The 21,211-nt window shown below is 62.7% G+C and carries 21 protein-coding genes; 11 read left to right on the forward strand and 10 right to left on the reverse strand.

The window, feature by feature from the left end; genetic code table 11:
- Window positions 1–416: 416 nt before the first annotated feature.
- A complete protein-coding gene (locus tag X756_RS141525) occupies window positions 417–914 on the reverse strand; it encodes a GFA family protein (protein ID WP_023697559.1) in 498 nt (165 codons plus the stop codon).
- An 83-nt stretch (window positions 915–997) separates the two neighbouring features.
- Between X756_RS141525 and X756_RS141520 the strand changes: the two genes are divergently transcribed.
- Window positions 998–1,321: a TfoX/Sxy family protein gene (locus tag X756_RS141520; RefSeq protein WP_023669120.1), complete on the forward strand. Its 324-nt coding sequence runs from the start codon at window positions 998–1,000 to the stop codon at window positions 1,319–1,321.
- 203 nt (window positions 1,322–1,524) lie between these two features.
- Here X756_RS141520 and X756_RS141515 read toward each other — a convergent pair whose 3' ends face one another.
- Entirely contained in the window at window positions 1,525–2,442 is a 918-nt protein-coding gene (locus tag X756_RS141515) for a pseudouridine-5'-phosphate glycosidase (protein ID WP_031239309.1), read from the reverse strand.
- Window positions 2,443–2,512: 70 nt separating this feature from the next.
- Window positions 2,513–3,457 carry a carbohydrate kinase family protein gene (locus tag X756_RS141510; RefSeq protein WP_023734523.1) on the reverse strand — a complete coding sequence of 315 codons (945 nt, stop codon included), beginning with the start codon at window positions 3,455–3,457 and terminating at the stop codon, window positions 2,513–2,515.
- A gap of 282 nt (window positions 3,458–3,739) precedes the next feature.
- Between X756_RS141510 and recA the strand changes: the two genes are divergently transcribed.
- On the forward strand, window positions 3,740–4,843 hold the full coding sequence (recA, locus tag X756_RS141505; RefSeq protein ID WP_023669117.1) for a recombinase RecA: 1,104 nt from the start codon (window positions 3,740–3,742) through the stop codon (window positions 4,841–4,843).
- 3,033 nt (window positions 4,844–7,876) lie between these two features.
- On the opposite strand, the gene X756_RS141500 is transcribed toward recA, so the two are convergent.
- From X756_RS141500 to X756_RS141490, 3 genes are read right to left on the reverse strand one after another with little or no spacing between them, the layout of a single operon-like run.
- Window positions 7,877–8,479: a demethoxyubiquinone hydroxylase family protein gene (locus X756_RS141500; protein WP_023731153.1), complete on the reverse strand. Its 603-nt coding sequence runs from the start codon at window positions 8,477–8,479 to the stop codon at window positions 7,877–7,879.
- A 14-nt stretch (window positions 8,480–8,493) separates the two neighbouring features.
- Window positions 8,494–9,108, reverse strand: a complete 615-nt coding sequence (locus X756_RS141495; protein ID WP_023669115.1) for a glutathione S-transferase family protein — start codon at window positions 9,106–9,108, stop codon at window positions 8,494–8,496.
- A 10-nt stretch (window positions 9,109–9,118) separates the two neighbouring features.
- A complete protein-coding gene (locus X756_RS141490; RefSeq protein WP_023731154.1) occupies window positions 9,119–10,330 on the reverse strand; it encodes an NADP-dependent isocitrate dehydrogenase in 1,212 nt (403 codons plus the stop codon).
- 217 nt (window positions 10,331–10,547) lie between these two features.
- Between X756_RS141490 and X756_RS141485 the strand changes: the two genes are divergently transcribed.
- From X756_RS141485 to murI, 3 genes are all read left to right on the forward strand, one after another.
- Complete coding sequence (locus X756_RS141485; protein WP_031239313.1) at window positions 10,548–11,396, forward strand: RNA methyltransferase; 849 nt, start codon at window positions 10,548–10,550, stop codon at window positions 11,394–11,396.
- Window positions 11,397–11,501: 105 nt separating this feature from the next.
- The gene (locus tag X756_RS141480; RefSeq protein ID WP_155923883.1) at window positions 11,502–12,086 is read left to right on the forward strand and encodes a hypothetical protein; all 585 of its coding nucleotides are present in this window, start codon (window positions 11,502–11,504) and stop codon (window positions 12,084–12,086) included.
- A 146-nt stretch (window positions 12,087–12,232) separates the two neighbouring features.
- A complete protein-coding gene (murI, locus tag X756_RS141475) occupies window positions 12,233–13,021 on the forward strand; it encodes a glutamate racemase (protein ID WP_023684874.1) in 789 nt (262 codons plus the stop codon).
- An 83-nt stretch (window positions 13,022–13,104) separates the two neighbouring features.
- Here murI and X756_RS141470 read toward each other — a convergent pair whose 3' ends face one another.
- A complete protein-coding gene (locus X756_RS141470) occupies window positions 13,105–14,487 on the reverse strand; it encodes an RNB domain-containing ribonuclease (RefSeq protein WP_031239315.1) in 1,383 nt (460 codons plus the stop codon).
- Window positions 14,488–14,643: 156 nt separating this feature from the next.
- Here X756_RS141470 and X756_RS141465 point away from each other — a divergent pair, with 156 nt between their 5' ends.
- Complete coding sequence (locus tag X756_RS141465) at window positions 14,644–14,832, forward strand: DUF3008 family protein (protein ID WP_023684876.1); 189 nt, start codon at window positions 14,644–14,646, stop codon at window positions 14,830–14,832.
- An 83-nt stretch (window positions 14,833–14,915) separates the two neighbouring features.
- Here the strand turns inward: X756_RS141465 and X756_RS141460 are convergent, their stop codons facing one another.
- Window positions 14,916–15,095 (reverse strand): hypothetical protein, encoded by a 180-nt coding sequence (locus X756_RS141460; RefSeq protein WP_023731159.1) that lies wholly within the window; start codon window positions 15,093–15,095, stop codon window positions 14,916–14,918.
- Window positions 15,096–15,500: 405 nt separating this feature from the next.
- Between X756_RS141460 and rpsD the strand changes: the two genes are divergently transcribed.
- The 4 genes from rpsD to X756_RS141440 all read left to right on the forward strand — a co-directional run bounded on the left by rpsD (window position 15,501) and on the right by X756_RS141440 (window position 18,426).
- Window positions 15,501–16,118, forward strand: a complete 618-nt coding sequence (gene rpsD, locus X756_RS141455; RefSeq protein ID WP_023669107.1) for a 30S ribosomal protein S4 — start codon at window positions 15,501–15,503, stop codon at window positions 16,116–16,118.
- A gap of 107 nt (window positions 16,119–16,225) precedes the next feature.
- Window positions 16,226–17,113 (forward strand): tRNA 2-thiocytidine(32) synthetase TtcA, encoded by an 888-nt coding sequence (gene ttcA, locus X756_RS141450; RefSeq protein ID WP_023731160.1) that lies wholly within the window; start codon window positions 16,226–16,228, stop codon window positions 17,111–17,113.
- A complete protein-coding gene (locus X756_RS141445; RefSeq protein WP_023684879.1) occupies window positions 17,103–17,930 on the forward strand; it encodes an inositol monophosphatase family protein in 828 nt (275 codons plus the stop codon). Before ttcA ends, X756_RS141445 begins: the two co-directional genes overlap by 11 nt.
- An 85-nt stretch (window positions 17,931–18,015) precedes the next feature.
- A complete protein-coding gene (locus X756_RS141440) occupies window positions 18,016–18,426 on the forward strand; it encodes a hypothetical protein (protein ID WP_023669104.1) in 411 nt (136 codons plus the stop codon).
- A gap of 63 nt (window positions 18,427–18,489) precedes the next feature.
- On the opposite strand, the gene X756_RS141435 is transcribed toward X756_RS141440, so the two are convergent.
- Together X756_RS141435 and grxD are read right to left on the reverse strand one after the other, a co-directional pair.
- Window positions 18,490–19,758: a multidrug effflux MFS transporter gene (locus X756_RS141435; protein WP_023684881.1), complete on the reverse strand. Its 1,269-nt coding sequence runs from the start codon at window positions 19,756–19,758 to the stop codon at window positions 18,490–18,492.
- Window positions 19,759–19,876: 118 nt separating this feature from the next.
- Window positions 19,877–20,212 (reverse strand): Grx4 family monothiol glutaredoxin, encoded by a 336-nt coding sequence (gene grxD / locus X756_RS141430; protein ID WP_023669102.1) that lies wholly within the window; start codon window positions 20,210–20,212, stop codon window positions 19,877–19,879.
- 160 nt (window positions 20,213–20,372) lie between these two features.
- Between grxD and X756_RS141425 the strand changes: the two genes are divergently transcribed.
- Window positions 20,373–21,209 (forward strand): phosphodiester glycosidase family protein, encoded by an 837-nt coding sequence (locus tag X756_RS141425; protein WP_032999616.1) that lies wholly within the window; start codon window positions 20,373–20,375, stop codon window positions 21,207–21,209.
- Window positions 21,210–21,211: the final 2 nt, after the last annotated feature.

The raw sequence follows: 21,211 nt of genomic DNA on the forward strand, positions 1-21,211 counted from the left end.
CGATCCGCTCGGCCTGCAGATAGGCGCGGTCACCGATGCGGATCTCGCCCGGCACCACCGGCACGCGGTCGATCAACTCGGCCTCGCTCTGGTCGGTGATCTCGAGGAAGTCGAACTGCTCGCGCTCAAGCTCGAAGGCGCAGTGCATGCGCCAAAGACCATTGTTCTTCTTCTCATACGCACCGGCCTTGGCAACCGCTGTCGCATCGAGGATGCGNTGTCATCGCAGTGTAGAATCACACCCGATTCCGCAGGGCAATACCTATCTTAGCGCCTATGCCGTTCACGGGGAGGTGTGGAATGGTCCGCGCAGCGGGCGAAAAGCCAATTGCTTGGCTTTTCGAATGACGAACGGCCCGAAGGGCCGGATGAGGGGCAGCGCTGACCATCGGAAGTCGCGCTCCGCGCCTCCCTGCTTACTTCACCCACATCTTCGTCCGCTTGTGCCAGTCGGCGATCGATTCCTCGGGATAGACGTCGAAGACCTTGTCCTTTTTGCCGATCACCGGCTCGACCCAACTCGCCTTGTATTTCAACATCAGATGCACCTTCTCCGGCGGTTTCGGCAACTCGCTGTCGATTGCCGAGGCGAAGGGGTGGACCAGGTCCGGCCATGTCGGATCGTAGAGCCAGAGCGCCGAACCGCACTTCTTGCAGAAATTGCGCTCGCCCGTCGAAATCTCACACTTTGGATGCTCGTCGTCCGCGATCTCGGCCTGGTAGACGCCGAGATTGCGCTTGCCCTTGATTTTCAGCGTCTTGTAATCGGCGCCGAGATTGATGGCGAAGCCGCCGCCGCCCTGCTGCTTGCGGCAGATCGAGCAGTAGCACAGCATGAACGGCACCGGCGTGTTGCTCTCCACCTCGAAATGGACGGCATCGCAGCGGCAGGATCCCTTGAGCAGCAGCGGCATGACAGAACTCCGACGGATGGCTCTCAACTTGCCAGCATGGTTTTTGGTTGCAGCCATGGCAAGCCCGGTGACATGATTGCGGCATGGACAATGAACGCATCGAAGAGCTGTTCGAAGGCCTCGGCCCGGTCAGTATCCGAAAACTGTTCGGCGGCAAGGGTATCTATTTCGACGGCGTCATCGTCGCTATCGTGCTGCGCGGCGAATTGCTGCTCAAGGCTGACGAGCAAAGCGCGCCCGACTTCGAAGCCGCCGGCTGCAAGCAATGGACCTATACCGGCACCCGCCACGGCAAGCTGGTCGCGATGCCGTACTGGAGCATTCCCGACGACGCGTTTGATGATCCTGACGAGATGAGGGTGTGGGCGCGCCGGGCGTATGAGGCGGGACGAAGGGCGGGGAAGTGAACCGGGACCGCCGCGTTTCTTCCCACCCCCCTCTGTCCTGCCGGACATCTCCCCCGCAAGGGGGGAGGTCAGTTGTCACATTGGCCTTCGCCAATCACCAACGTTGAAAATGGGAGCCTGCGGCTAAGCTGTTAATCTCCCTCCTTGCGGGGGAGATGGCCGGCAGGCCAGAGGGGGGTGCTGTCCCGCCGACGTAGGCGATCCTACAGCGCCGTCGCAATCCTCGCCGCCAACCGCGCATTGTTCTCGACCAGCGCGATGTTGGTCTTCAAGCTCCGGCCGCCGGTCAGTTCGAGGATTTTGCCCAACAGGAACGGCGTCACCGCCTTTCCGGTCACATTCTGCGCTTCCGCCGCCTTCTGCGCGGCCTCGATATAGCCGGCCATCTCGTCGGCCGGGATTTCATCGTCCTGCGGCACCGGGTTGGCGATCAGCATGCCGCCGACCAGGCCAAGTGCCGCCCTGGTCTTGTAGAAATGCGCGATCTCTTCCGGTCTGTGCAGGGTCAGCGGCGCGCGGAACGGCGAATGCCGCGACCAGAAGGCCGGCATCGTCTCGCAGCCATGGCCAATCACCGGCACGCCGCGCGTCTCCAGCACTTCCAGCGTCTTTTCGATGTCGAGGATCGCCTTGGCGCCGGCCGAGACGACGATGACCGGCGTACGCGCCAACTCGTCGAGATCGGCCGAGATGTCGAAGCTCTTTTCCGCGCCCTTGTGGACGCCGCCAATGCCGCCGGTGGCGAACACCTTTATCCCGACCATGTCAGCGGCGATCATGGTGGCGGCGACCGTGGTGCCGCCGGTGCGGCCTTGCGCCACCGCAAAGCCGAGATCGGCGCGCGACAGCTTCATGGCATCGCCGGTCATGGCCAGCGACTCGCGCTCGCCGTCGGACAGTCCGATCTTGATGCGGCCGGCGACCACGGCGATCGTCGCCGGCACCGCGCCATTGTCCAGGATTATCTTTTCGACATTGGCGGCCATGGCGCCATTGTCGGGGTAAGGCATGCCATGGGTGATGATGGTGCTCTCCAGCGCCACGACCGGGCGGCCAGCGGCGAGCGCCTCAGCCACGGGCGCGTGGATGTCGATCAAGGGGCGGGCGCTTTGCGGTGTCATGATGGTCTCCGATCCGGAGATCCGCGCGTCCGCTTGGACGTCGCGCTCCGGCAATGGCAATTGGCCGCCCTCATGCCATTTCCTGCGCGTCGGGCACAAGAGCCAGTGCCTCAGTGAAGGTCGCAATCGTGAAGGCCGGAACCGCGTCGGCGCTTTCAATGGCCAGCGTGGCGGCGGCAACGCCCTCGCGCAATGCCTGGCGCAGGGGCAGGCCGCGCAGCAGGGCAGCGATGGTGGCGCCGGCCAGCGCGTCGCCGGCGCCGGTGACGTCGGCGACTTTTCTCGGCGCCGGCGGCAGGATAGAGAAGGCGCCGGCTTCGTCGAATCCCAGCACCGGGCCATCGCCCGCCGTCACCACGCCACTGGTGAGGCCGCTGCAGCGCAGTCCGTCGATGGTCTCGCGCTCGGTGGCATTGGCATCGACGCCGGCCAGCACCATGGCCTCGCGCCGGTTCATGAAGACCTGCGCGAGCTCCTTCAGCACCGGTATCATCCGCACCACCTTGGCCGGCGAAATGGCAATGGCGAACACCGGCTTGCCGGCGGCGAGCCCCACCAGCCGCTCCAGCGCCGTTGATGGCAGATTGGCGTCGCAGAGCACCGCATCGGCCTCGGCGACCACCTCGCGCACCTTGGAGCGGCGGATCTGCTTGGGGAACGCCAAATCGTAGAGCGCCATGTCGGCAAAGCCGGTGATCAGCTCACCGTCGCGATCGATCAGCGCCGTGTAGCTCGGCGTCGTGCGGTCGAGGAAAACCGCCGACAGGTCGGCAATGCCGGAGTCGGCGATGGCGCGCGCAACCGTCTCGGCCGAGGCATCGCCGCCGCGCACCGACAAAAGCGAGGCCGAGACGCCGCGCCGCACCAGGCTGCGCAGCGCGTTGAATACGCCGCCGCCGACATCCTCGCGCATCGTGCCGGGGTTGGACGCCGCGGGCACGTACGTGCCCGACACCTGGCCGCGGCGATCGATATGGGCGCCGCCCACCGCCAGTATCTTTGCTGATTTCACCATGCCGGCGATATGACCTTTGTTATTCGAGCCGCACAAGCGCTACGCTGTGCGGCGGAGCTTCGCAGGCAAGCCGGCGATTCGGCCGATCGAAACAGCCGGCGCGTCTGGCCCAATGGTGGATACATCCGGAAACGAAACCATGAGACAAAAAAAGAACAAATCCGGATAAAGATTGCTTTTCAGATATTTGACCCCTCTTGCCAAACGAGAACAAAAGTAGTACAAAATGGGCAGGGATTACGGATTGTCCGGCCTTCATTGACGACCAAGGGGTGATGTATCATGGCTCAGAATTCTTTGCGGCTTGTAGAGGACAAAGCGGTGGACAAATCAAAGGCTCTGGACGCGGCGCTGTCGCAAATCGAGCGCGCCTTCGGCAAGGGCTCGATCATGCGGCTTGGCGCCAACGAGCAGGTCGTCGAGATCGAAACCGTGCCGACCGGATCGCTGGGCCTCGACATCGCGCTTGGCGTCGGCGGCCTGCCGCGCGGCCGCATCGTCGAGATCTACGGGCCGGAAAGCTCGGGCAAGACGACATTGGCGCTGCACACAGTTGCCGAAGCCCAGAAGAAAGGCGGTATCTGCGCCTTCGTCGATGCCGAGCACGCACTCGATCCGGTCTATGCCCGCAAGCTCGGCGTCGATCTGGAAAACCTCTTGATCTCGCAGCCGGACACCGGCGAGCAGGCGCTGGAAATATGCGACACGCTGGTGCGTTCAGGCGCCATCGACGTGCTGGTCGTCGATTCGGTGGCGGCGCTGACGCCGCGCGCCGAAATCGAAGGCGAGATGGGCGATTCTCTGCCCGGTCTCCAGGCGCGTCTGATGAGCCAGGCGCTGCGCAAGCTGACCGCCTCGATCTCGCGCTCCAACACCATGGTCATCTTCATCAACCAGATCCGCATGAAGATCGGCGTCATGTTCGGTTCGCCCGAAACCACGACCGGCGGCAACGCGCTGAAATTCTACGCTTCGGTGCGCCTCGACATCCGCCGCATCGGCTCGGTCAAGGACCGCGACGAGGTCGTCGGCAACCAGACCCGGGTCAAGGTGGTCAAGAACAAGCTGGCGCCGCCCTTCAAGGTGGTCGAGTTCGACATCATGTATGGCGAGGGCGTCTCCAAGACCGGCGAACTGGTCGACCTCGGCGTCAAGGCCGGCGTGGTCGAGAAGTCGGGCGCCTGGTTCTCCTACAATTCGCAGCGTCTCGGCCAAGGTCGCGAAAACGCCAAACTGTTCCTGCGCGACAATCCCGACACGGCGCGTGAGATCGAACTGGCACTCAGGCAGAATGCCGGGCTGATCGCCGAGAAGTTTCTCGAAAATGGCGGCCCCGAGCGCGGTGAAAGCGACGACGGCTTCGAGGAAGAATCCGGCGCCATGTAGGGTACGGCCAGAGTTCGGCCATAAATCCGGTCTATTATCCGATGCTTAAGTAACCGAGTTCTTTAGTATTGCGTTTCAAACCGCCGGCCTTCGCGCCGGCGGTTTTCGTTTTTGGGCAGCGTGAAGCCGGCTTGGCAGTTGCCGGATTGGCCCAATTCCGTGTTTCTGGACAGGGTGGGGCGTGCCCGCTAAAAGGCCAAGTCGATTTTCTAAAAAGCAGAGACCAGTGTCCGCCGGCCGTGCCGGCGGTTTTCGCGAAAAGGCAGCAGTCATGAGTGGCGTGAACGAGATCCGGTCGACATTCCTCGACTATTTCCGCAAGGAGGGCCACGAGGTCGTGGCCTCGAGCCCGCTGGTGCCGCGCAACGACCCGACGCTGATGTTCACCAATGCCGGCATGGTGCAGTTCAAGAACGTCTTCACCGGCCTGGAGAAGCGGTCCTATTCGCGCGCCACCACCGCGCAGAAAAGCGTGCGCGCCGGCGGCAAGCACAACGACCTCGACAATGTCGGCTACACCGCGCGCCATCTGACCTTCTTCGAAATGCTCGGCAATTTCTCCTTCGGCGACTATTTCAAGGAGCGCGCCATCGAACTGGCCTGGAACCTGATCACCAAGGAGTTCGGGCTGAACAAGGACAAGCTGCTGGTCACCGTCTATCACACCGATGACGAGGCGGCCGGCTTCTGGAAGAAGATCGCCGGTTTCTCCGATGACCGCATCATCCGCATCCCGACCTCCGACAATTTCTGGGCTATGGGCGACACCGGACCGTGCGGGCCGTGCTCGGAAATCTTCATCGACCGTGGCGAGCACATCTGGGGCGGCCCTCCCGGCAGCCCGGAGGAGGACGGCGACCGCTTCCTTGAATTCTGGAACCTGGTGTTCATGCAGTATGAGCAGGTCACCAAGGATGAGCGCATCGACCTGCCGCGGCCGTCGATCGACACCGGCATGGGCCTCGAGCGCATGGCCTCCATCCTGCAAGGGGTGGAGAGCGTCTTCGAGACCGACCTGTTCCGTCATCTGATCGATGCGGCCTCGTCAGCGCTCGGGCAGGCCCCGGACAAGGAGACGGTCGCCTCCTTCCGCGTCATTGCCGATCATCTGCGCTCGTCCTCCTTCCTGGTTGCCGACGGCGTGCTGCCGTCGAACGAAGGCCGCGGCTATGTGCTGCGCCGCATCATGCGCCGCGCCATGCGCCATGCGCAGTTGCTCGGCGCCAAGGAGCCGTTGATGTGGAAGCTGGTGCCGGCGCTAGTGCGTGAGATGGGCCAGGCCTATCCCGAACTGCTGCGCGGAGAACAGCTGATTACCGAGACGCTGAAGCTCGAGGAGACCAGGTTCCGCAAGACGCTGGTGCGCGGCCTCGGCCTGCTCTCGGAGGCGACGGATACGCTGCACGCCGGCGATATGCTGGATGGCGAGACGGCGTTCAAGCTCTATGACACGTACGGCTTCCCGCTCGATCTGACGCAGGACGCACTGCGCCAGCGCAACATCTCGGTCGACCTTGCCGGCTTCACCCATGCGATGGAGCAGCAGAAGGCCGAAGCGCGCAAGCATTGGGCTGGCTCCGGCGACGCGGCCACCGAGACCATCTGGTTTTCTGTACGCGAGAAGGCCGGCGCCACCNTTCCCTACACGACGCTCTTCCGATCTCATCCAGGCCCTGGTCAAGGACGGCAAGACAGTCGATAGCGCCGGCAAGGGCGACGCGGTGGCGGTGGTCGTCAACCAGACGCCGTTCTATGGCGAGTCGGGCGGCCAGATGGGCGACACCGGCATCATCTCCGGCGAAGGTTTCTCGATCGAGGTTTCCGACACGCAGAAAAAGGCCGACGGCCTGTTCGTGCATCTGGGCAAGGTGACGAACGGCACGGTCAAGCCAGGTGCAGCCGTCGAGCTGAAGGTTGACCATGCGCGCCGCACCCGGCTGCGTGCCAACCATTCGGCAACGCATCTGATCCATGAGGCGCTGCGCGAGGTGCTGGGCACCCATGTCGCGCAGAAAGGTTCGCTGGTCGCGCCCGAGCGCCTGCGCTTCGACATCTCGCACAACAAGCCGATCTCGGCCGAAGATCTCGAAGAGGTCGAGCGCATGGCCAACGAAATCGTCGTCCAGAACAGCCCGGTGACGACGCGCCTGATGTCGGTCGATGACGCCATTGCCGAGGGCGCCATGGCGCTGTTCGGCGAGAAATATGGTGACGAGGTGCGTGTCGTCTCGATGGGCACCGGCGTGCATGGCGCCAAGGCCAATAGACCCTATTCCGTCGAACTTTGTGGCGGCACCCATGTCCGGGCGACCGGCGATATCGGCCTGGTCCGTGTCGTCTCCGACAGCGCGGTCGCCGCCGGAGTGCGCCGCATCGAGGCGCTGACCGGCGAAGCCGCGCGCAAACATCTCGATGAGCAGGACAGGCGCCTGAAGGCAACTGCGGCCGTGCTGAAGATCTCGCCGGCCGACGTGCCGGCGCGTGTCGAGACGCTGCTCGAGGAGCGCAAGAAGCTCGAGAAGGAGCTGAGCGAAGCGCGCAAGAAACTCGCGCTGGGCGGTGGTGCCGCGGCCGATGCTCCGGCCACCACCGAAACCGTCGCCGGTANCCGGTATCGGCTTCCTCGGCAAAGCGGTTTCCGGCGTGTCGCCGAAGGATTTGAAGCCGCTGGCCGATGCCGGCAAGACTTCGCTCGGCTCAGGCGTCGTCGTCTTCGTCGGTGCGGGCGAAGACAACAAGGCAAGTGTCGTGGTCGCAGTGACGGACGATCTCGTCGGCCGCTTCAGCGCTGTCGATCTTGTGCGCGTTGCCTCGGCCGCATTGGGCGGGCAGGGCGGTGGCGGACGGCCCGACATGGCGCAAGCCGGCGGCCCGGACGCCTCGAAGGCCAATGATGCGATCGCCGCGGTGAGGGCGGCGCTGGAGGCAGCCTGAAAGCCACCCTATGTCGTATCTGGTTCGTGTGCGGCTTTCCGGCCTTCGCCGCCGTGCTTGCCATTCTGTGGCTGATAGTGGCAAGCCGGCAATCAGCTCTTAGACGGTCCGTCTAGCTAGTCTAGTTCTTTTCGCCGCCTTCAGGGCGCGCGTCATTCTGCTGGAATCGCCCCAGGTGGACAGCCAGATCAGCACGTCCGTGGCGATCGAAATCAGCGACCGTAAAAAGTTCAGCGCCGGGCCGGGCGATTTCAGCTGCTCTTCGGCGTGATGGAGATGGGCGAGCTCTTCCTCGCGGATCGCCAGGATGATGCCGTGCAAGTCGTGGTCGCGATTGGCGAGGAAAAACAGCTGATCGTCCAGATGGCGATGCACCGCCGCTTCAACCGCCGCCGTGCAGGCCCAGATGCCTTGCGGACCGAGCAGGGCGGTGACAAAACCCAGCAGCCAGCCACCCCAGCTCCAGAATTGCATCACCCGGCACGGTCGCGCCTTCCGCGCCGGCATGGCGGCACGGAAGGCGGCGCAATGCGTGCGCTCGTGCCCGAGCATCTCCGACAAGGATGGCACGCAATCCGGCCATAAGCGCCTGGCGACAAGAATCTGCGCCGAATAGATCCTGATCGCACCAAACTCACCGGCGTGGTTGACCCTGACAATTCTGGCGATGGTGAGCGCGTCCTGGCGAGATGGGTCAGCCATGGCCCGAACCCATATCAGCCCGCCGCCAGGCTCGGACGTTTTGCGATGCCCTCCCACCAGGCCTGGATGTCGGCGAACGCCGCAAGCAGCTTTTGCCCGTCGGCGACCTTGACGAAATAGGCGATGATGGATGCTGCATGCAGGTCGGCCAGCGTCAGCTGGTCCCCGAGCAGCCACGGCCCGGGAGGCTTGAGTGCGGTGAGCACCCGCAGCACCGTTTCCGCCTGGCGCAGCCCGTTAGCGACCAGTGCCTCGTCTGGCGCTTCCTTCTCAAGCCGCTCGACGGCGACGTCCCAGACCATCGATCTGTAGGCATAGGCGTCGAGCATGCCGATGATCTGGTTCATCGTTGCGCGGGTGCGGGCGTCTTTTGGCTGCAGTGCCGGGCCGTCGAACGCCTCGTCGACATAGCGGGCGATTGCGCTGGTTTCGAACAGGCGAAACCCGCCGTGCTCGAAGGCCGGAATGCGGCCGAAAGGGTGATGCTCGAAGTACCAGGCGGGAGTGCCCTCGGCGGCAAAGACATCGACCGGCACAAGGTCGTAGTCGATGCCTTTTTCCGCCAACACGAGGCGGACGATGCGCACATAGACGCTGTAGTCCGCCCCGTAGACGACCGGCTTGGCCATGGCTGCCGGCTTACGCCATCGCCTTCTGCAAATTCTCGTCGATCTTGTCGAGGAAGCCGGTGGTCGACAGCCATGGTTGGTCGGGACCGATCAAGAGCGACAGGTCCTTGGTCATGAAGCCGCTCTCAACCGTCTGGATGCAGACCTTCTCCAGCGTGTCGGCAAATCGCTTCAACTCGGCATTGTCGTCGAGCTTGGCGCGGTGGGCGAGGCCGCGCGTCCAGGCGAAGATCGAGGCGATCGAATTGGTCGAGGTTTCCTCGCCCTTCTGGTGCTGGCGATAGTGGCGCGTCACGGTGCCGTGCGCGGCCTCCGCTTCCACCGTCTTGCCGTCCGGCGTCATCAGCACGGAGGTCATCAGGCCAAGCGAGCCAAAACCTTGCGCCACCGTGTCGGACTGGACGTCGCCGTCATAATTCTTGCAGGCCCAGACGTAGCCGCCAGACCATTTCAGGGCGGAGGCCACCATGTCGTCGATCAGCCGGTGCTCGTACCACAGCTTCTTCGCCTTGAACTCGGCCTCGAATTCAGCCTCGTAGACCTCCTGGAAAATGTCCTTGAAGCGGCCATCATAGGCTTTGAGGATGGTGTTCTTGGTCGAGAGATAAACCGGATAGTTGCGCAGCAGGCCGTAATTCAGCGAGGCGCGGGCGAATTCCCGGATGGAGTCGTCGAGATTGTACATCGCCACGGCAACGCCGGCGCCGGGTGCGTCGTACACGTCATGCTCGATCACCTTGCCGTCCTCGCCGACGAACTTGATGGTCAGCTTGCCCTTGCCGGGGAAGCGGAAGTCGGTGGCGCGATACTGGTCGCCGAAAGCATGACGGCCGACGATGATGGGCTTGGTCCATCCCGGCACCAGACGCGGCACGTTCTTCATGATGATCGGTTCGCGGAAAATGGTGCCGCCGAGAATGTTACGGATGGTGCCGTTCGGCGACTTCCACATCTTCTTCAGCTTGAATTCCTCGACGCGCTGCTCGTCGGGCGTGATCGTCGCGCATTTCACGCCAACGCCCCATTTCTTGATGGCATTGGCCGAATCGATGGTCACCTGGTCGTTGGTGGCGTCGCGGTGCTCGACGCCGAGGTCGTAATATTCGAGCTTCAGGTCGAGATAAGGGTGGATCAGCTTGTCCTTGATGAACTGCCAGATGATGCGGGTCATCTCGTCGCCGTCGAGCTCGACGACCGGGTTCGCCACCTTGATCTTCGCCATGAAAAGAATGCCTCGCTTTTGGGGAACTAAACGGCCTTGCCCGCATGGCTTCGGCCGGGGATGCGGAGCGTATATCAAAGCCTATTTGGCCGCGCAAACGCCGATCCGTGCAGAATGGGTCGTCTGTGCCGCGACCGGTGTTTTGCAAAAGCTTCATTTTGCCGAGCGGATGTGGCAGGGAACGCTGAAATGCCGCAAACAGCAGTTCATTGAGATCATGTCCGCCGTCGATCATCCTGAAAACGCATCCGCCGCCGGGCCGGCGATCATCCTGGTCGAGCCGCAGCTCGGCGAGAATATCGGCATGGTTGCGCGCGCCATGGCCAATTTCGGCCTTGCCGAACTGAGACTGGTCAACCCGCGTGACGGCTGGCCGAGCGAGAAGGCGCGCGCCGCCGCCAGCCGCGCCGACCATGTCATCGATTCCGTAACAGTGTTCGGCGATCTGGCGTCCGCCGTCGCCGACCTCAACTTCGTCTTCGCCACCACGGCGCGGGAGCGCGACGGCTTCAAACCCGTGCGTGGTCCGGTCGAGGCGGGCAGGGCGCTGAGGGCGCGTCAGATGGCCGGCCTGCGCACCGGCATCTTGTTCGGCCGCGAGCGTTTTGGGCTCTACAATGACGAGGTCGGGCTGGCCGACGAGATCGTCACCTTTCCGGTCGATCCCGGCTTTTCGTCGCTCAACATCGCCCAGGCCGTGCTGTTGATGTCCTATGAATGGATGAAATCCGGCCTGGAGGACGAGACGGCGACTAATTTCTCCAGTCCTGAAATGAAGCCGGCGAGCAAGGAAGAGTTGCACGGCCTGTTTGCCTATCTCGAAGGCGCGCTCGAAGCGCGCGGTTATTTCCGCCCGGCGCCCAAGAAACCCAAGATGGTCGACAATCTGCGCGCCGTCTTGACGCGCGCCGGTTTCGCCGAGCCGGAACTGAAAGTGCTGCGCGGCATCATCTCGTCGCTCGACCGGTTTTCGCCGGCCATGCCGCGCGGTGACGGCTCGCCGGGAGACGATCCAAGGCGTTTGCCGGCCGCTGCGCGAAAACCCCAGGCAGATAAAGAAGATTAGAAATCGCTAAGCTTCGAACGGCTGAAGTAACCGAATTTTATTTGCTTATCATCCATTGTTGTCAAAACGGTGGGGTGGCAGATGTTCACGTCCAAAATCGGCCGTATGCGCTTCTTCTTCTATTCCCTCGGCGTAGCCCTGCTCGAGGCCGTTCTTGCCGTGCTGTGCATCGTTGGCACGATCGGCTTTGAGGGGCTGGTCAACTCGGCGCCCGGTCCATCGCGGCAAGGGATGGCAGGCGCGGTTCTGATCGTTTCCCTCCTGGCTGTGGTCATGCGTGCCAACATCGCCTGGCGACGCAGCCGCGACGCCAACGGCAAAGCCTGGATCCTGTGGTCCTACATCGTGTTCTGCGCCATCTACGCCTTTCTGCAGGCAGGCACGCTGCTGGTCATCGATTTCAACAATCCGGAAAGCACGTCCAGCGGTTTGAACCTGCTTGCGCTGTCGATCTTTGGCCTTTGGTGCACGATTCTGGTGGCTAAGCCGGTGGCGGGCATCAATATCGACGAACTGACATCGGTTTTCGATTTCGATGGCGATACGCCCATGCCTGCGGCATCCAGCCGGATGGCCAGCAGCGCGGCACAGTCTTCTATGCGCAACGCCACACCGGCCACGCGCTCGGTGCCGTCCGCCCAGCCTCTGGGCCGTCCGCGGCCCGCCGGCTTCGGCAAGCGCGGGCTCTAGAGCAGCCGAGGCAAGGTCGTCTTCGCCGGCTTTGCGTGGAAGTTGCTAACATTCGCCACTTCAAGGCCATGATGGTTGCAGATAGAACGGCATTGGCCAATGACCGCCAAGCCTTCTGATCCAGCCTCTTTCATGGTCCGATATCAATGAGCCACCGTCCGATACTGATGTTCGATTCCGGCGTTGGCGGATTGACCGTGCTGCGCGAAGCGCGCGTGCTGATGCCCGACCGGCGCTTCGTCTACGTCGCCGATGACAAGGCCTTTCCCTACGGCGCCTGGGAAGAGCCGGCGCTGCAGGCCCATATAGTCGAGCTCTTCGCCAAGCTGCTCGACCGTTTTGATCCGGAAATTTCGGTCGTCGCCTGCAATACCGCTTCGACGCTGGTGATCGATGCGTTGCGGGAAAAATTCCCTGGCCATCCCTTTGTCGGCACGGTGCCGGCAATCAAGCCGGCTGCCGAGCGCACCCGGTCCGGGCTGGTCTCGGTGCTGGCGACGCCGGGCACGGTGAAGCGCCAGTACACGCGCGACCTGATCGGCAAATGGGCGCAGAAATGCCATGTCCGGCTGGTCGGCAGCAACAATCTGGCCGGACTGGCCGAGGCCTACATGCGCGAGGGCTTTGTCGACGAGGAGGCCGTGCGTGCCGAGATCGCACCGTGTTTCGTCCAGCATGACGATTTGCGCACGGACATCGTCGTGCTCGCCTGCACGCACTATCCGTTCCTGGCCAATCGCATGCGCAAGACCGCGCCCTGGCCGGTCGACTGGATCGACCCGGCCGAGGCGATTGCGCGGCGTGCTCTGTCGCTGCTTCCGGCTGTCGACGGGCCATTGCCGCAAAGCGAGCCCGACATCGCCGTCTTTACCTCGGGAAAGGCGGATTTCGCCATCAGCCGGCTGATGCAGGGTTTTGGATTGAGCGCGCGCTAATGCATGTCGCCCAAAAGTGCGCAGCGGTTTTGGGACAACGACATGCAAAAAACAAAAAAGCCAAAGCGCGTCGCCGACGCGCTTTAGACAGGTTCGAAGACAATGACGCGCCGATCCGGATCGGCCGAAACAAGCCTTAGCGTCAGGCCATCGCCCTGCCTGAACCCTGAGGCCTTCACATTCGCAACGACAGGCATGTCCGAGAGCTGAACGCGCGCACGCTGATCACCGACGTCGGTGACGACGGCCTTGAATGTTTCACCCACGCGCCCCCTCAGCATCACCGCCTCGGCAAGGTCGATGGCCGCGTGGTTGATCTGCGAGGCGCGGGCGCCTGCGCGGCCCATCACCTTTGGCAGTCCGGAAAACGCCTCGGTAACGGCTTGCGGCACCGGCTGGCCGTTGACGATGGCCAGCACGCAGCGCACGACATAGCGATCGGCCAGCCGCCTCAGGGGTGCGGTGGCGTGGGCATAGGTCGCGGCCATCGCCTCGTGCCAGGGGACAACGCCTTCTTCATAGGGTTGGTAGGACGCACCGGAGCCGGCGCGGCGGATTTCCAGCATCAGCGCTGCCTGTTGCATGTTGGTCGGATCGAGGGTTCGCTGATAGTCGGACAGGCTGGTCGAAGGAGGCCAGGACAGGCCTAAGGCCCGTGCCGCGCTGCGCAGTCTTTGTACTTTGGAAGCATCGGGCGGCGCCATCACCCGGAACAACCCGGTCCGGTGTGCCAGCATGGCGTCGGCAATCGCCATGTTGGCGGCCAGCGAAAGTGCTGCGTTGTCTTGCTCGGATTGCAGCAGCGGTCTGAACGCAAGCTGGAATGTGCCATCGGCAAGCTGTTCCACCTCCTGCTCGGGCGGGTCGACGCGCGAAGCGCCGCGACGATCTTCGGCCGCCGCCATGCGCCGCGCGATTTCGGCGAAGCCGACTGGGACGTCGGCGGCCTGCACGCTGTCATAGGCGAGCTTGGCGCGGCTTTGAATGATTGCCCGCTCCGCGCCATCCAGCCTTACCGCTCCGTCGTCGGCGATCCGGACCGTGAAGATGACAGCCGGACGCGGACCGCCGGGCAGCAAGCTCGCGGCGCCCTCGGCAATGACCCGGGGATAGAGCCCGGCCTTCCCGTCCGGCAAATACAGGGTTTCGCCCCGCGCCCAGGCTTCGCGATCCACCGCGTCGCCGTCTGCGACGAACCAGGCTACGTCGGCAATGGCATAGTGCAACAGAAGGTCGCTACCGCTCGCTTCGATCGAAAACGCTTGGTCAAGATCGGTGGAAGCCGCGGGGTCGAGCGTCACGAAGGGCATCGCCGTGCGGTCGGCATGCTGGTCGGGCACGCGCCTGGCCGCCGTCTGTGCCATGGCCATTACATCAGGGGGAAATCCCTCCGGCACATGGAACTCGGTGCGGATTTTCGCGAGGCCGGTAGCGAGTGCCTGCGAGGGATCGTTCAACGATTTCATGGCGCCGTCCTACACCGGCGTTGCGGGCACGGGAAGGTGGTTTGCCGGCAGTGCCGGCCGACCATGGGCTGGCATGAGCGCGGAACGGAAGTGCCAGCGCTGGAACCGTAGCCGGAGCGCAACGTTTCTTCCCTTGGCAGCAAAGGAGGAGCCGATATGCCTGCAACCTCAAAAGCACAGCAAAAGGCCGCTGGCGCAGCCCTGTCGGCCAAGCGCGGCGAGACCAGGAAGAGCGAGCTTCAAGGCGCGTCGAAGTCGATGTACAATTCGATGAGCGAAAAACAGCTCGAGGAATTCGCAGAGACCAAGCGCAAAGGCCTGCCGGAGAAGAAATCGGCAGACTGAAACCTTGAACCGAGTTGATAAACAAAGCCCGTGGCCGAAACCACGGGCTTCTTCGATTCAGGCCAAGCCCGAAACTCCTGACGTCACCAGCAGCGCTTCACCTTGTAGCGGATGACCTTCTTGTGGCCATGCCGCCAGATGACCTTCTTCTTCACCACGACATGGCAGGTCTGACGATGCTTGTGGCCCTGCCAATGCTTGGCCATCGCTGGCTCGGGCACGGCGATCGACATCGTCCCGGCCAGGACGGCTGCACCGACCAACGAGAGGAAACTTCTTCATGCGACTTCGGGCTCCTTTGGCTCCAGTCCCTTCCTAAATGCCGTCGGCGCAACAACCTCCCGCCGCATCCGGCACGGCACTCAACGCCAAAGACGTGATATGGTTGCCGGGCCCAGCGCCAGCGACGCGCTTGACTCTGCTCAAATCTCCGTTTATCGAGCGCACCAACACCGGGCCGCAATGCCCGGTTGTTTCTTTTGCATGGCAAGCCCGGGAAAGCAGGTTTATCGTTTCCTGGGTTTTGTCTAGACTGACGTGTCCCGTGGGTTTTCCGCCGCGTTGCGTGGGAAAACCCTGTCAGGCCTCGAAAACGGAGGCCAGAGGAGGGCGCGTTTCCTTCACCCGGACCATGAGGTTCCGGGTGGTTTGTTTTGAAAGGGAATGCGATGAGCAAGCGCGAATCCGCGAAGTACAAGATCGACCGCCGTCTCGGCGAAAACATCTGGGGCCGCCCGAAGTCCCCGGTCAACAAGCGTGAATACGGCCCCGGCCAGCACGGCCAGCGCCGCAAGGGCAAGCTTTCCGATTTCGGCCTGCAGCTGCGCGCCAAGCAGAAGCTGAAGGGTCACTATGGTGATGTCTCCGAAAAGCAGTTCCGCAAAGTCTATGAAGAGGCTGATCGCCGCAAGGGCGACACCTCCGAGAACCTGATCGGCCTGCTCGAGTCGCGTCTCGACGCGGTCGTCTACCGCTCCAAGTTCGTGCCGACCATTTTCGCGGCTCGCCAGTTCGTCAACCACGGCCACGTCAACGTCAACGGCAAGCGCGTCAACATCGGCTCGTACCGTTGCAAGCCGGGCGACGTCGTCGAAGTGCGCGAAAAGTCGAAGCAGCTGGTCATCGTGCTGGAAGCGGTCGGCCTCGCCGAGCGCGACGTGCCGGACTATATCGAAGTCGATCACAACAAGATGGTCGCGACCTTCTCGCGCATCCCCGGCCTGGCCGACGTTCCGTTCGCCGTGCAGATGGAGCCGAACCTGGTCGTCGAATTCTATTCGCGCTGATCGATCGCTTTTCTGCGATACCGGAAAGGGCCGCCCGTCGAGGCGGCCTTTTCTTTGTCGGCCATGTCCGCTAATCCGGCACTCTCGGCTATGGAAAGCGACAATCCATGAATATGCTGGCAGACATCGAAAAAGTTGAACCGATTGCTGAAGGCGGCTTCCATCCGCTGTTTGCCGACGTGCCGTCATCGGTCGAGTTCAACAAACTGCGTAAGCGGCTGTTGCGGTTAACCCGTCAGGCGGTCGAGGATTTCGCCATGGCGAGGCCCGGCGACCGCTGGCTGGTGGCCTTGTCCGGCGGCAAAGATTCCTACGGCCTGCTCGCCGTGCTGCTCGATCTCAAATGGCGCGGCCTTTTGCCGGTCGAGCTGCTCGCCTGCAATCTCGACCAGGGCCAGCCGAACTTTCCGAAGCACATTTTGCCCGATTACCTCAATGCGCATGGCATCGCCCATCGCATCGAGTATCAGGACACCTATTCGGTGGTCACCGACAAGCTGCCTCAGGGCAGCACCTATTGTTCGCTGTGCTCGCGGCTGCGGCGCGGCCATCTCTATCGCATCGCGCGCGAGGAGGGCTGTTCGGCGCTGGTGCTCGGCCACCACCGCGAGGACATTCTCGAAACCTTCTTCATGAATCTAATCCATGGCGGCCGCCTTGCCGCCATGCCGCCAAAGCTGCTCAATGACGACGGTGACGTCATGGTGCTGCGGCCGCTGAGCTACTGCGCCGAGGTCGATCTGGAGAAATTCGCCGCCGCGATGAAATTCCCGATCATTCCCTGCGATCTCTGCGGCAGCCAGGAAGGCCTGCAGCGCAACGCCATGAAGGCGATGCTGGACGATATGGAAAAGCGCATACCGGGCCGCAAGGATACGATGCTGCGCGCGCTGTCCAACACCAGGCCCTCGCATCTGCTCGACAGAAAGCTGTTCGACTTTGCCGCCCTCAATGGCAGCCTCAGCACAGGACAAGACATTTCCGATGATATTTGACGACCAAGCGATCGACTGGCTGGCCGAGCTTCTCGCCGATGCAGCCAGGGCCGAAATCATGCCGCGCTTCCGCCGGCTGGGCGAGGGCGACATCAGACAGAAGACCTCGGCTGCCGACCTGGTGACCGAGGCCGACATCAACGCCGAGCGGCTGATCACGGCCAGGCTGCGCGAGCGCTATCCCACGGCGATGATCGTCGGCGAGGAAGCCTGTTCCGACAATCCGGCGCTGCTTCAGGGGCTCGGCGATGCCGACCTCGCCTTCGTCGTCGACCCGGTCGACGGCACCTTCAACTTCGCCTCCGGCGTGCCGCTCTTCGGCGTCATGCTGAGCGTCGTCGTCAAGGGCGAAACCGTCGCCGGTATCATCCATGACCCCGTAGGCCGGGACTGGCTGATCGGCGCCAAGGGCGCCGGCAGCCATATCCGCCATGCGCATGGCGCGCTGGAGACGGTGCACGTCGCCGATGCCGTGCCGATCTCGCAGATGACCGGCTCCGTCTCCTGGCAATATCTGGCGGAACCGCAACGCTCGCTCCTGGCGCGCAACCAGACCAAGACCCTGTCGCAGTTCGGCTATCGCTGCGCGGCACATGAATACCGTCTTCTGGCCAGCGGCCATGCCCATTTCGTCGTCTACAACAAACTGATGCCGTGGGACCATCTGGTCGGTGTGCTGATCCACGCCGAGGCCGGCGGCTACACCGCGCGGATCGACGGCAGCGCCTATCTGCCCTCGCATATCGACGGCGGCATTCTTGTCGCCCCGGACAAGGAAAGCTGGCAGGAGTTGCGCAGGGAACTCTGGGCGCAATAATCGGTCCAACTGCTGGTAGAGGCTTTCGTCAAGTATATTGGCTCTGTTATAGTGTCCAATCTCTCGCGAAGTCGGAAGCTGCGAAATGAAACATCGGTCCGCAATTGTTGCAACGGCGCTTGCACTTGCCTTGGCCGCCGCTGGCGCCACTGAGGCAAGATCGCAGGAACGCGCGTGCGGCAGTCGCGATCCCGTCGATACCATAGACGAGATGTTTTCCGCGATCTTTGCCTGTTGGCAGCCGCCGCCTGGAAGTGCTGGCATGACCCTGACGCTGAGTTTCTCAATTCGCAAAAACGGCACGCTGATGGGCAAACCGCGCGCCACTTTCTCCCATATGGGAGATGATGCCTCGCTCAACCGGGTCTTTGTGTCATCCGTGCTCGAAGCTCTCGACAAGGCTCTGCCGATGCCTCTTTCGGACAGCATGGGTGGCGCCATCGCAGGGCGCCCGCTGTTCCCTCGTTTCACGGCAGTGATTGGCGGCGCATCCTGAAACGCGTCGCTTGAAGGTGGCTGCGGTCTGAGACAAATAAAACTCGTAGCGCAGAACAGTTGCTCAATGCAGGTCGGTGACGTGCCCTGAAATGGGTGGGTTGTGCGGCTGGAACATCTTGCCGCGCTCGGCGATCAGGATCATCAGCAGGGCCGCGACCGAGACGCTGCAGAAGCCGGCGGCAAGCGGCGTCACCGTGCCGTTGAAGGCCTGGCCGATCAGCGTGCCGAGGATGCCGCCGAGAAAAGTCTGCATGAAGCCCAGGATGGACGACGCGGTGCCCGCCAGTTGGCCGAGCGGCTCCATCGCGAGCGCGTTGAAATTGGCGCCGAGCGCGCCGAACGGGAGCATCGCGCTGGCGAAGAAGGTGATGAACAGCCAGAGTGGCATCTTCATTTGAAGCGAAACGGTGAGCCAGGCAAGGCTGATCACCAGGAACAACAGCAGTGCGCTCTGCGACAGGCGGCGCATGCCGATGCGGCCGACCAGGCGCGAGTTGAGGTAGTTCGAAAAAGCGAGAACGCCGGCGACACCCGCGAAGATGACAGGAAACAATTCGCCGACATGAAAAATGTCGACATAGATCTGCTGTGCGGAGGCGATGAAGCCGAACATGGCGGCGAAAATGAAGGTGCTGGCAAAGGCGTAGCAAAGCGCCATGCGGTTGGTGAGCACGATGCGGAAACCACCGACGACGGATGAGACTGTCAGCGGCCGGCGGTACTCCGGATGCAGCGTCTCCGGCAGCCGCAGCAGCGACCACGCCGACACGATCAGCGCTCCGACGGCCATGGTGACGAAGATCCAGTGCCATGTTGCGAACAGCATGATGAACTGGCCGATCCCAGGCGCGATCACCGGGATGGCCATGAACACCATGAAGATCAGAGACATCACCTCGGCCATGCGCCGACCGTCGAACGTGTCGCGCACGATCGAGACGGCGATGACGCGGGTCGCCGCCGCACCGATGCCTTGCACCAGCCGGCACAGCAGTAGGACGGCGAATGACGGGGCGATGGCGGCTGCTGCCGCCGCCACGACATAAATCGCCAGCCCGGCAACGAGCGGCGCGCGGCGCCCGAACCGGTCCGAGATCGGTCCGAAGAAAAGCTGTCCGCCACCGAAGCCCAATATATAGGCGGTGATCACATACTGGCGGTGGTTTTCATTCTCAACGCCAAGCGTGGCGCCGATTTGCTGCAGTGCCGGCAGCATGATGTCGATGGCCAGCGAGTTCAACGCCATCAGTGCCGCGCACAGCGCGATGAATTCCCAGCGCGGAATAGGCAATTTGCGTGCCTGTTGCGGCGCTTTTGCTGGCTGGTCCACGGCGGGTCCGATCTTCAAAACGAATATGCGCCGGCATGCCGGCGCATAAGTTCGTCCTCACTCCGATAGGGGGAGGTAACATTTTGCCGGGGCGGGGCTGCCCCGTCTCAACTCAGAATCAGGCTGTCGCTTTGACGCTGACGCCCTTGTCGACGAGCAACGTCTGCAGCTCGCCCGCCTGGAACATTTCGCGGATGATGTCGCAGCCGCCGACGAATTCGCCCTTGACGTAAAGCTGCGGGATCGTCGGCCAGTTCGAATATTCCTTGATGCCCTGGCGCAGTTCGGCCGAGGTCAGCACGTCGACGCCCTTGTAGTCGGCGCCGATGTAATCGAGGATCTGGACGACCTGGCCGGAAAAGCCGCACTGCGGAAAACCGGGCGTGCCCTTCATGAAAAGGACGACGTCGTTGCCCTTCACTTCGCTGTCGATGTAGTCGTTGATGCCGCTCATGAGATATCCTTTCACGCCTGTGGGAGTCAGGCTCGAAGCATAGCCATCAAATAAACCCATAGATGGGCCGAAACAAGATGTTTGCGCCGCCGTCGCGGAAATGGCGCAAAGGATCGCCTGTCTTGGGCCAAGCATCCGACCCGATTGCAGCCTTCGGAACATGATGAAAAGACGATATGGCGCCGCCCTTCCGATCGCCATCCTGCTGGCGGCGATTGCCGTTGTCTGGTGGCCGAGACGCCCGGAGCCGCCGCCGCTGGTCATTGGCGGTGACCTGCCCGCGACTTGCCGGAATGTCGCCTTCGAGGCGGTGACCTATGTCGTTTGCGAGATCGATCTTCGCGCCGACAGCATCGGTGTTTTCCACGCCGGCGCCGATGGCAAGCCTTTTGGTTCGCTCGAAGCCTTCGAAAAGGCGGTTGCGGGCGAGGGGAGGCCGGTGCTGCTCGCCATGAATGGCGGCATGTATCACGAGGATTTGTCGCCGGTCGGGCTCCTGGTCGAGGACGGCAGCGAAAAGTCACGGCTCAATCTTGCCCACGGCGAAGGCAATTTCTTCCTGAAACCGAACGGCGTTTTTCTGGTGGGCAAGGACGGCAAGGCGGCTGTCATGGAAAGCAACGCCTATGCGGTCACCAAACGCGATGTTGCCTTCGCCACGCAGTCCGGCCCGATGCTGGTGATCGATGGCAAGATTCACCCACGCTTCGAGCCGAACGGAACCTCGCGCTACATCCGCAACGGCGTCGGCGTGCGCGATGAAAACACCGTTTTGCTGGTGATCTCGCGGTCTGAGGTCAGTTTCGGCAGCTTTGCGCGGCTGTTTCGCGACGCGCTACAATGCCGCAACGCGCTGTTCCTCGACGGCGCGGTCTCCGCGCTGTCGGATGGGAAAAGAATGATCGTCGGCGGAAAATACCCGGCGGGCCCGATCATCTCAGTGTCGGCGAAGCCGATCACGTCAGTGTCGGCGAAGCAGCCGCCGCAGAAACAGTAGGC

The sequence above is a fragment of the Mesorhizobium sp. LNJC405B00 genome, from assembly GCF_000502615.1.
In the GTDB taxonomy this organism is placed as follows: Bacteria; Pseudomonadota; Alphaproteobacteria; order Rhizobiales; family Rhizobiaceae; genus Mesorhizobium.

What these genes read in the sequence shown, in the direction of transcription:
- X756_RS141525 (WP_023697559.1), bottom strand. Translation starts at nt 914, where the DNA reads ATGCCGCTGCTGCTCAAGGGATCCTGCCGCTGCGATGCCGTCCATTTC.
- X756_RS141520 (WP_023669120.1), top strand. Translation starts at nt 998, where the DNA reads ATGGACAATGAACGCATCGAAGAGCTGTTCGAAGGCCTCGGCCCGGTC.
- X756_RS141515 (WP_031239309.1), bottom strand. Translation starts at nt 2,442, where the DNA reads ATGACACCGCAAAGCGCCCGCCCCTTGATCGACATCCACGCGCCCGTG.
- X756_RS141510 (WP_023734523.1), bottom strand. Translation starts at nt 3,457, where the DNA reads ATGGTGAAATCAGCAAAGATACTGGCGGTGGGCGGCGCCCATATCGAT.
- recA (WP_023669117.1), top strand. Translation starts at nt 3,740, where the DNA reads ATGGCTCAGAATTCTTTGCGGCTTGTAGAGGACAAAGCGGTGGACAAA.
- X756_RS141500 (WP_023731153.1), bottom strand. Translation starts at nt 8,479, where the DNA reads ATGGCTGACCCATCTCGCCAGGACGCGCTCACCATCGCCAGAATTGTC.
- X756_RS141495 (WP_023669115.1), bottom strand. Translation starts at nt 9,108, where the DNA reads ATGGCCAAGCCGGTCGTCTACGGGGCGGACTACAGCGTCTATGTGCGC.
- X756_RS141490 (WP_023731154.1), bottom strand. Translation starts at nt 10,330, where the DNA reads ATGGCGAAGATCAAGGTGGCGAACCCGGTCGTCGAGCTCGACGGCGAC.
- X756_RS141485 (WP_031239313.1), top strand. Translation starts at nt 10,548, where the DNA reads ATGTCCGCCGTCGATCATCCTGAAAACGCATCCGCCGCCGGGCCGGCG.
- X756_RS141480 (WP_155923883.1), top strand. Translation starts at nt 11,502, where the DNA reads ATGCGCTTCTTCTTCTATTCCCTCGGCGTAGCCCTGCTCGAGGCCGTT.
- murI (WP_023684874.1), top strand. Translation starts at nt 12,233, where the DNA reads ATGAGCCACCGTCCGATACTGATGTTCGATTCCGGCGTTGGCGGATTG.
- X756_RS141470 (WP_031239315.1), bottom strand. Translation starts at nt 14,487, where the DNA reads ATGAAATCGTTGAACGATCCCTCGCAGGCACTCGCTACCGGCCTCGCG.
- X756_RS141465 (WP_023684876.1), top strand. Translation starts at nt 14,644, where the DNA reads ATGCCTGCAACCTCAAAAGCACAGCAAAAGGCCGCTGGCGCAGCCCTG.
- rpsD (WP_023669107.1), top strand. Translation starts at nt 15,501, where the DNA reads ATGAGCAAGCGCGAATCCGCGAAGTACAAGATCGACCGCCGTCTCGGC.
- ttcA (WP_023731160.1), top strand. Translation starts at nt 16,226, where the DNA reads ATGAATATGCTGGCAGACATCGAAAAAGTTGAACCGATTGCTGAAGGC.
- X756_RS141445 (WP_023684879.1), top strand. Translation starts at nt 17,103, where the DNA reads ATGATATTTGACGACCAAGCGATCGACTGGCTGGCCGAGCTTCTCGCC.
- X756_RS141440 (WP_023669104.1), top strand. Translation starts at nt 18,016, where the DNA reads ATGAAACATCGGTCCGCAATTGTTGCAACGGCGCTTGCACTTGCCTTG.
- grxD (WP_023669102.1), bottom strand. Translation starts at nt 20,212, where the DNA reads ATGAGCGGCATCAACGACTACATCGACAGCGAAGTGAAGGGCAACGAC.
- X756_RS141425 (WP_032999616.1), top strand. Translation starts at nt 20,373, where the DNA reads ATGATGAAAAGACGATATGGCGCCGCCCTTCCGATCGCCATCCTGCTG.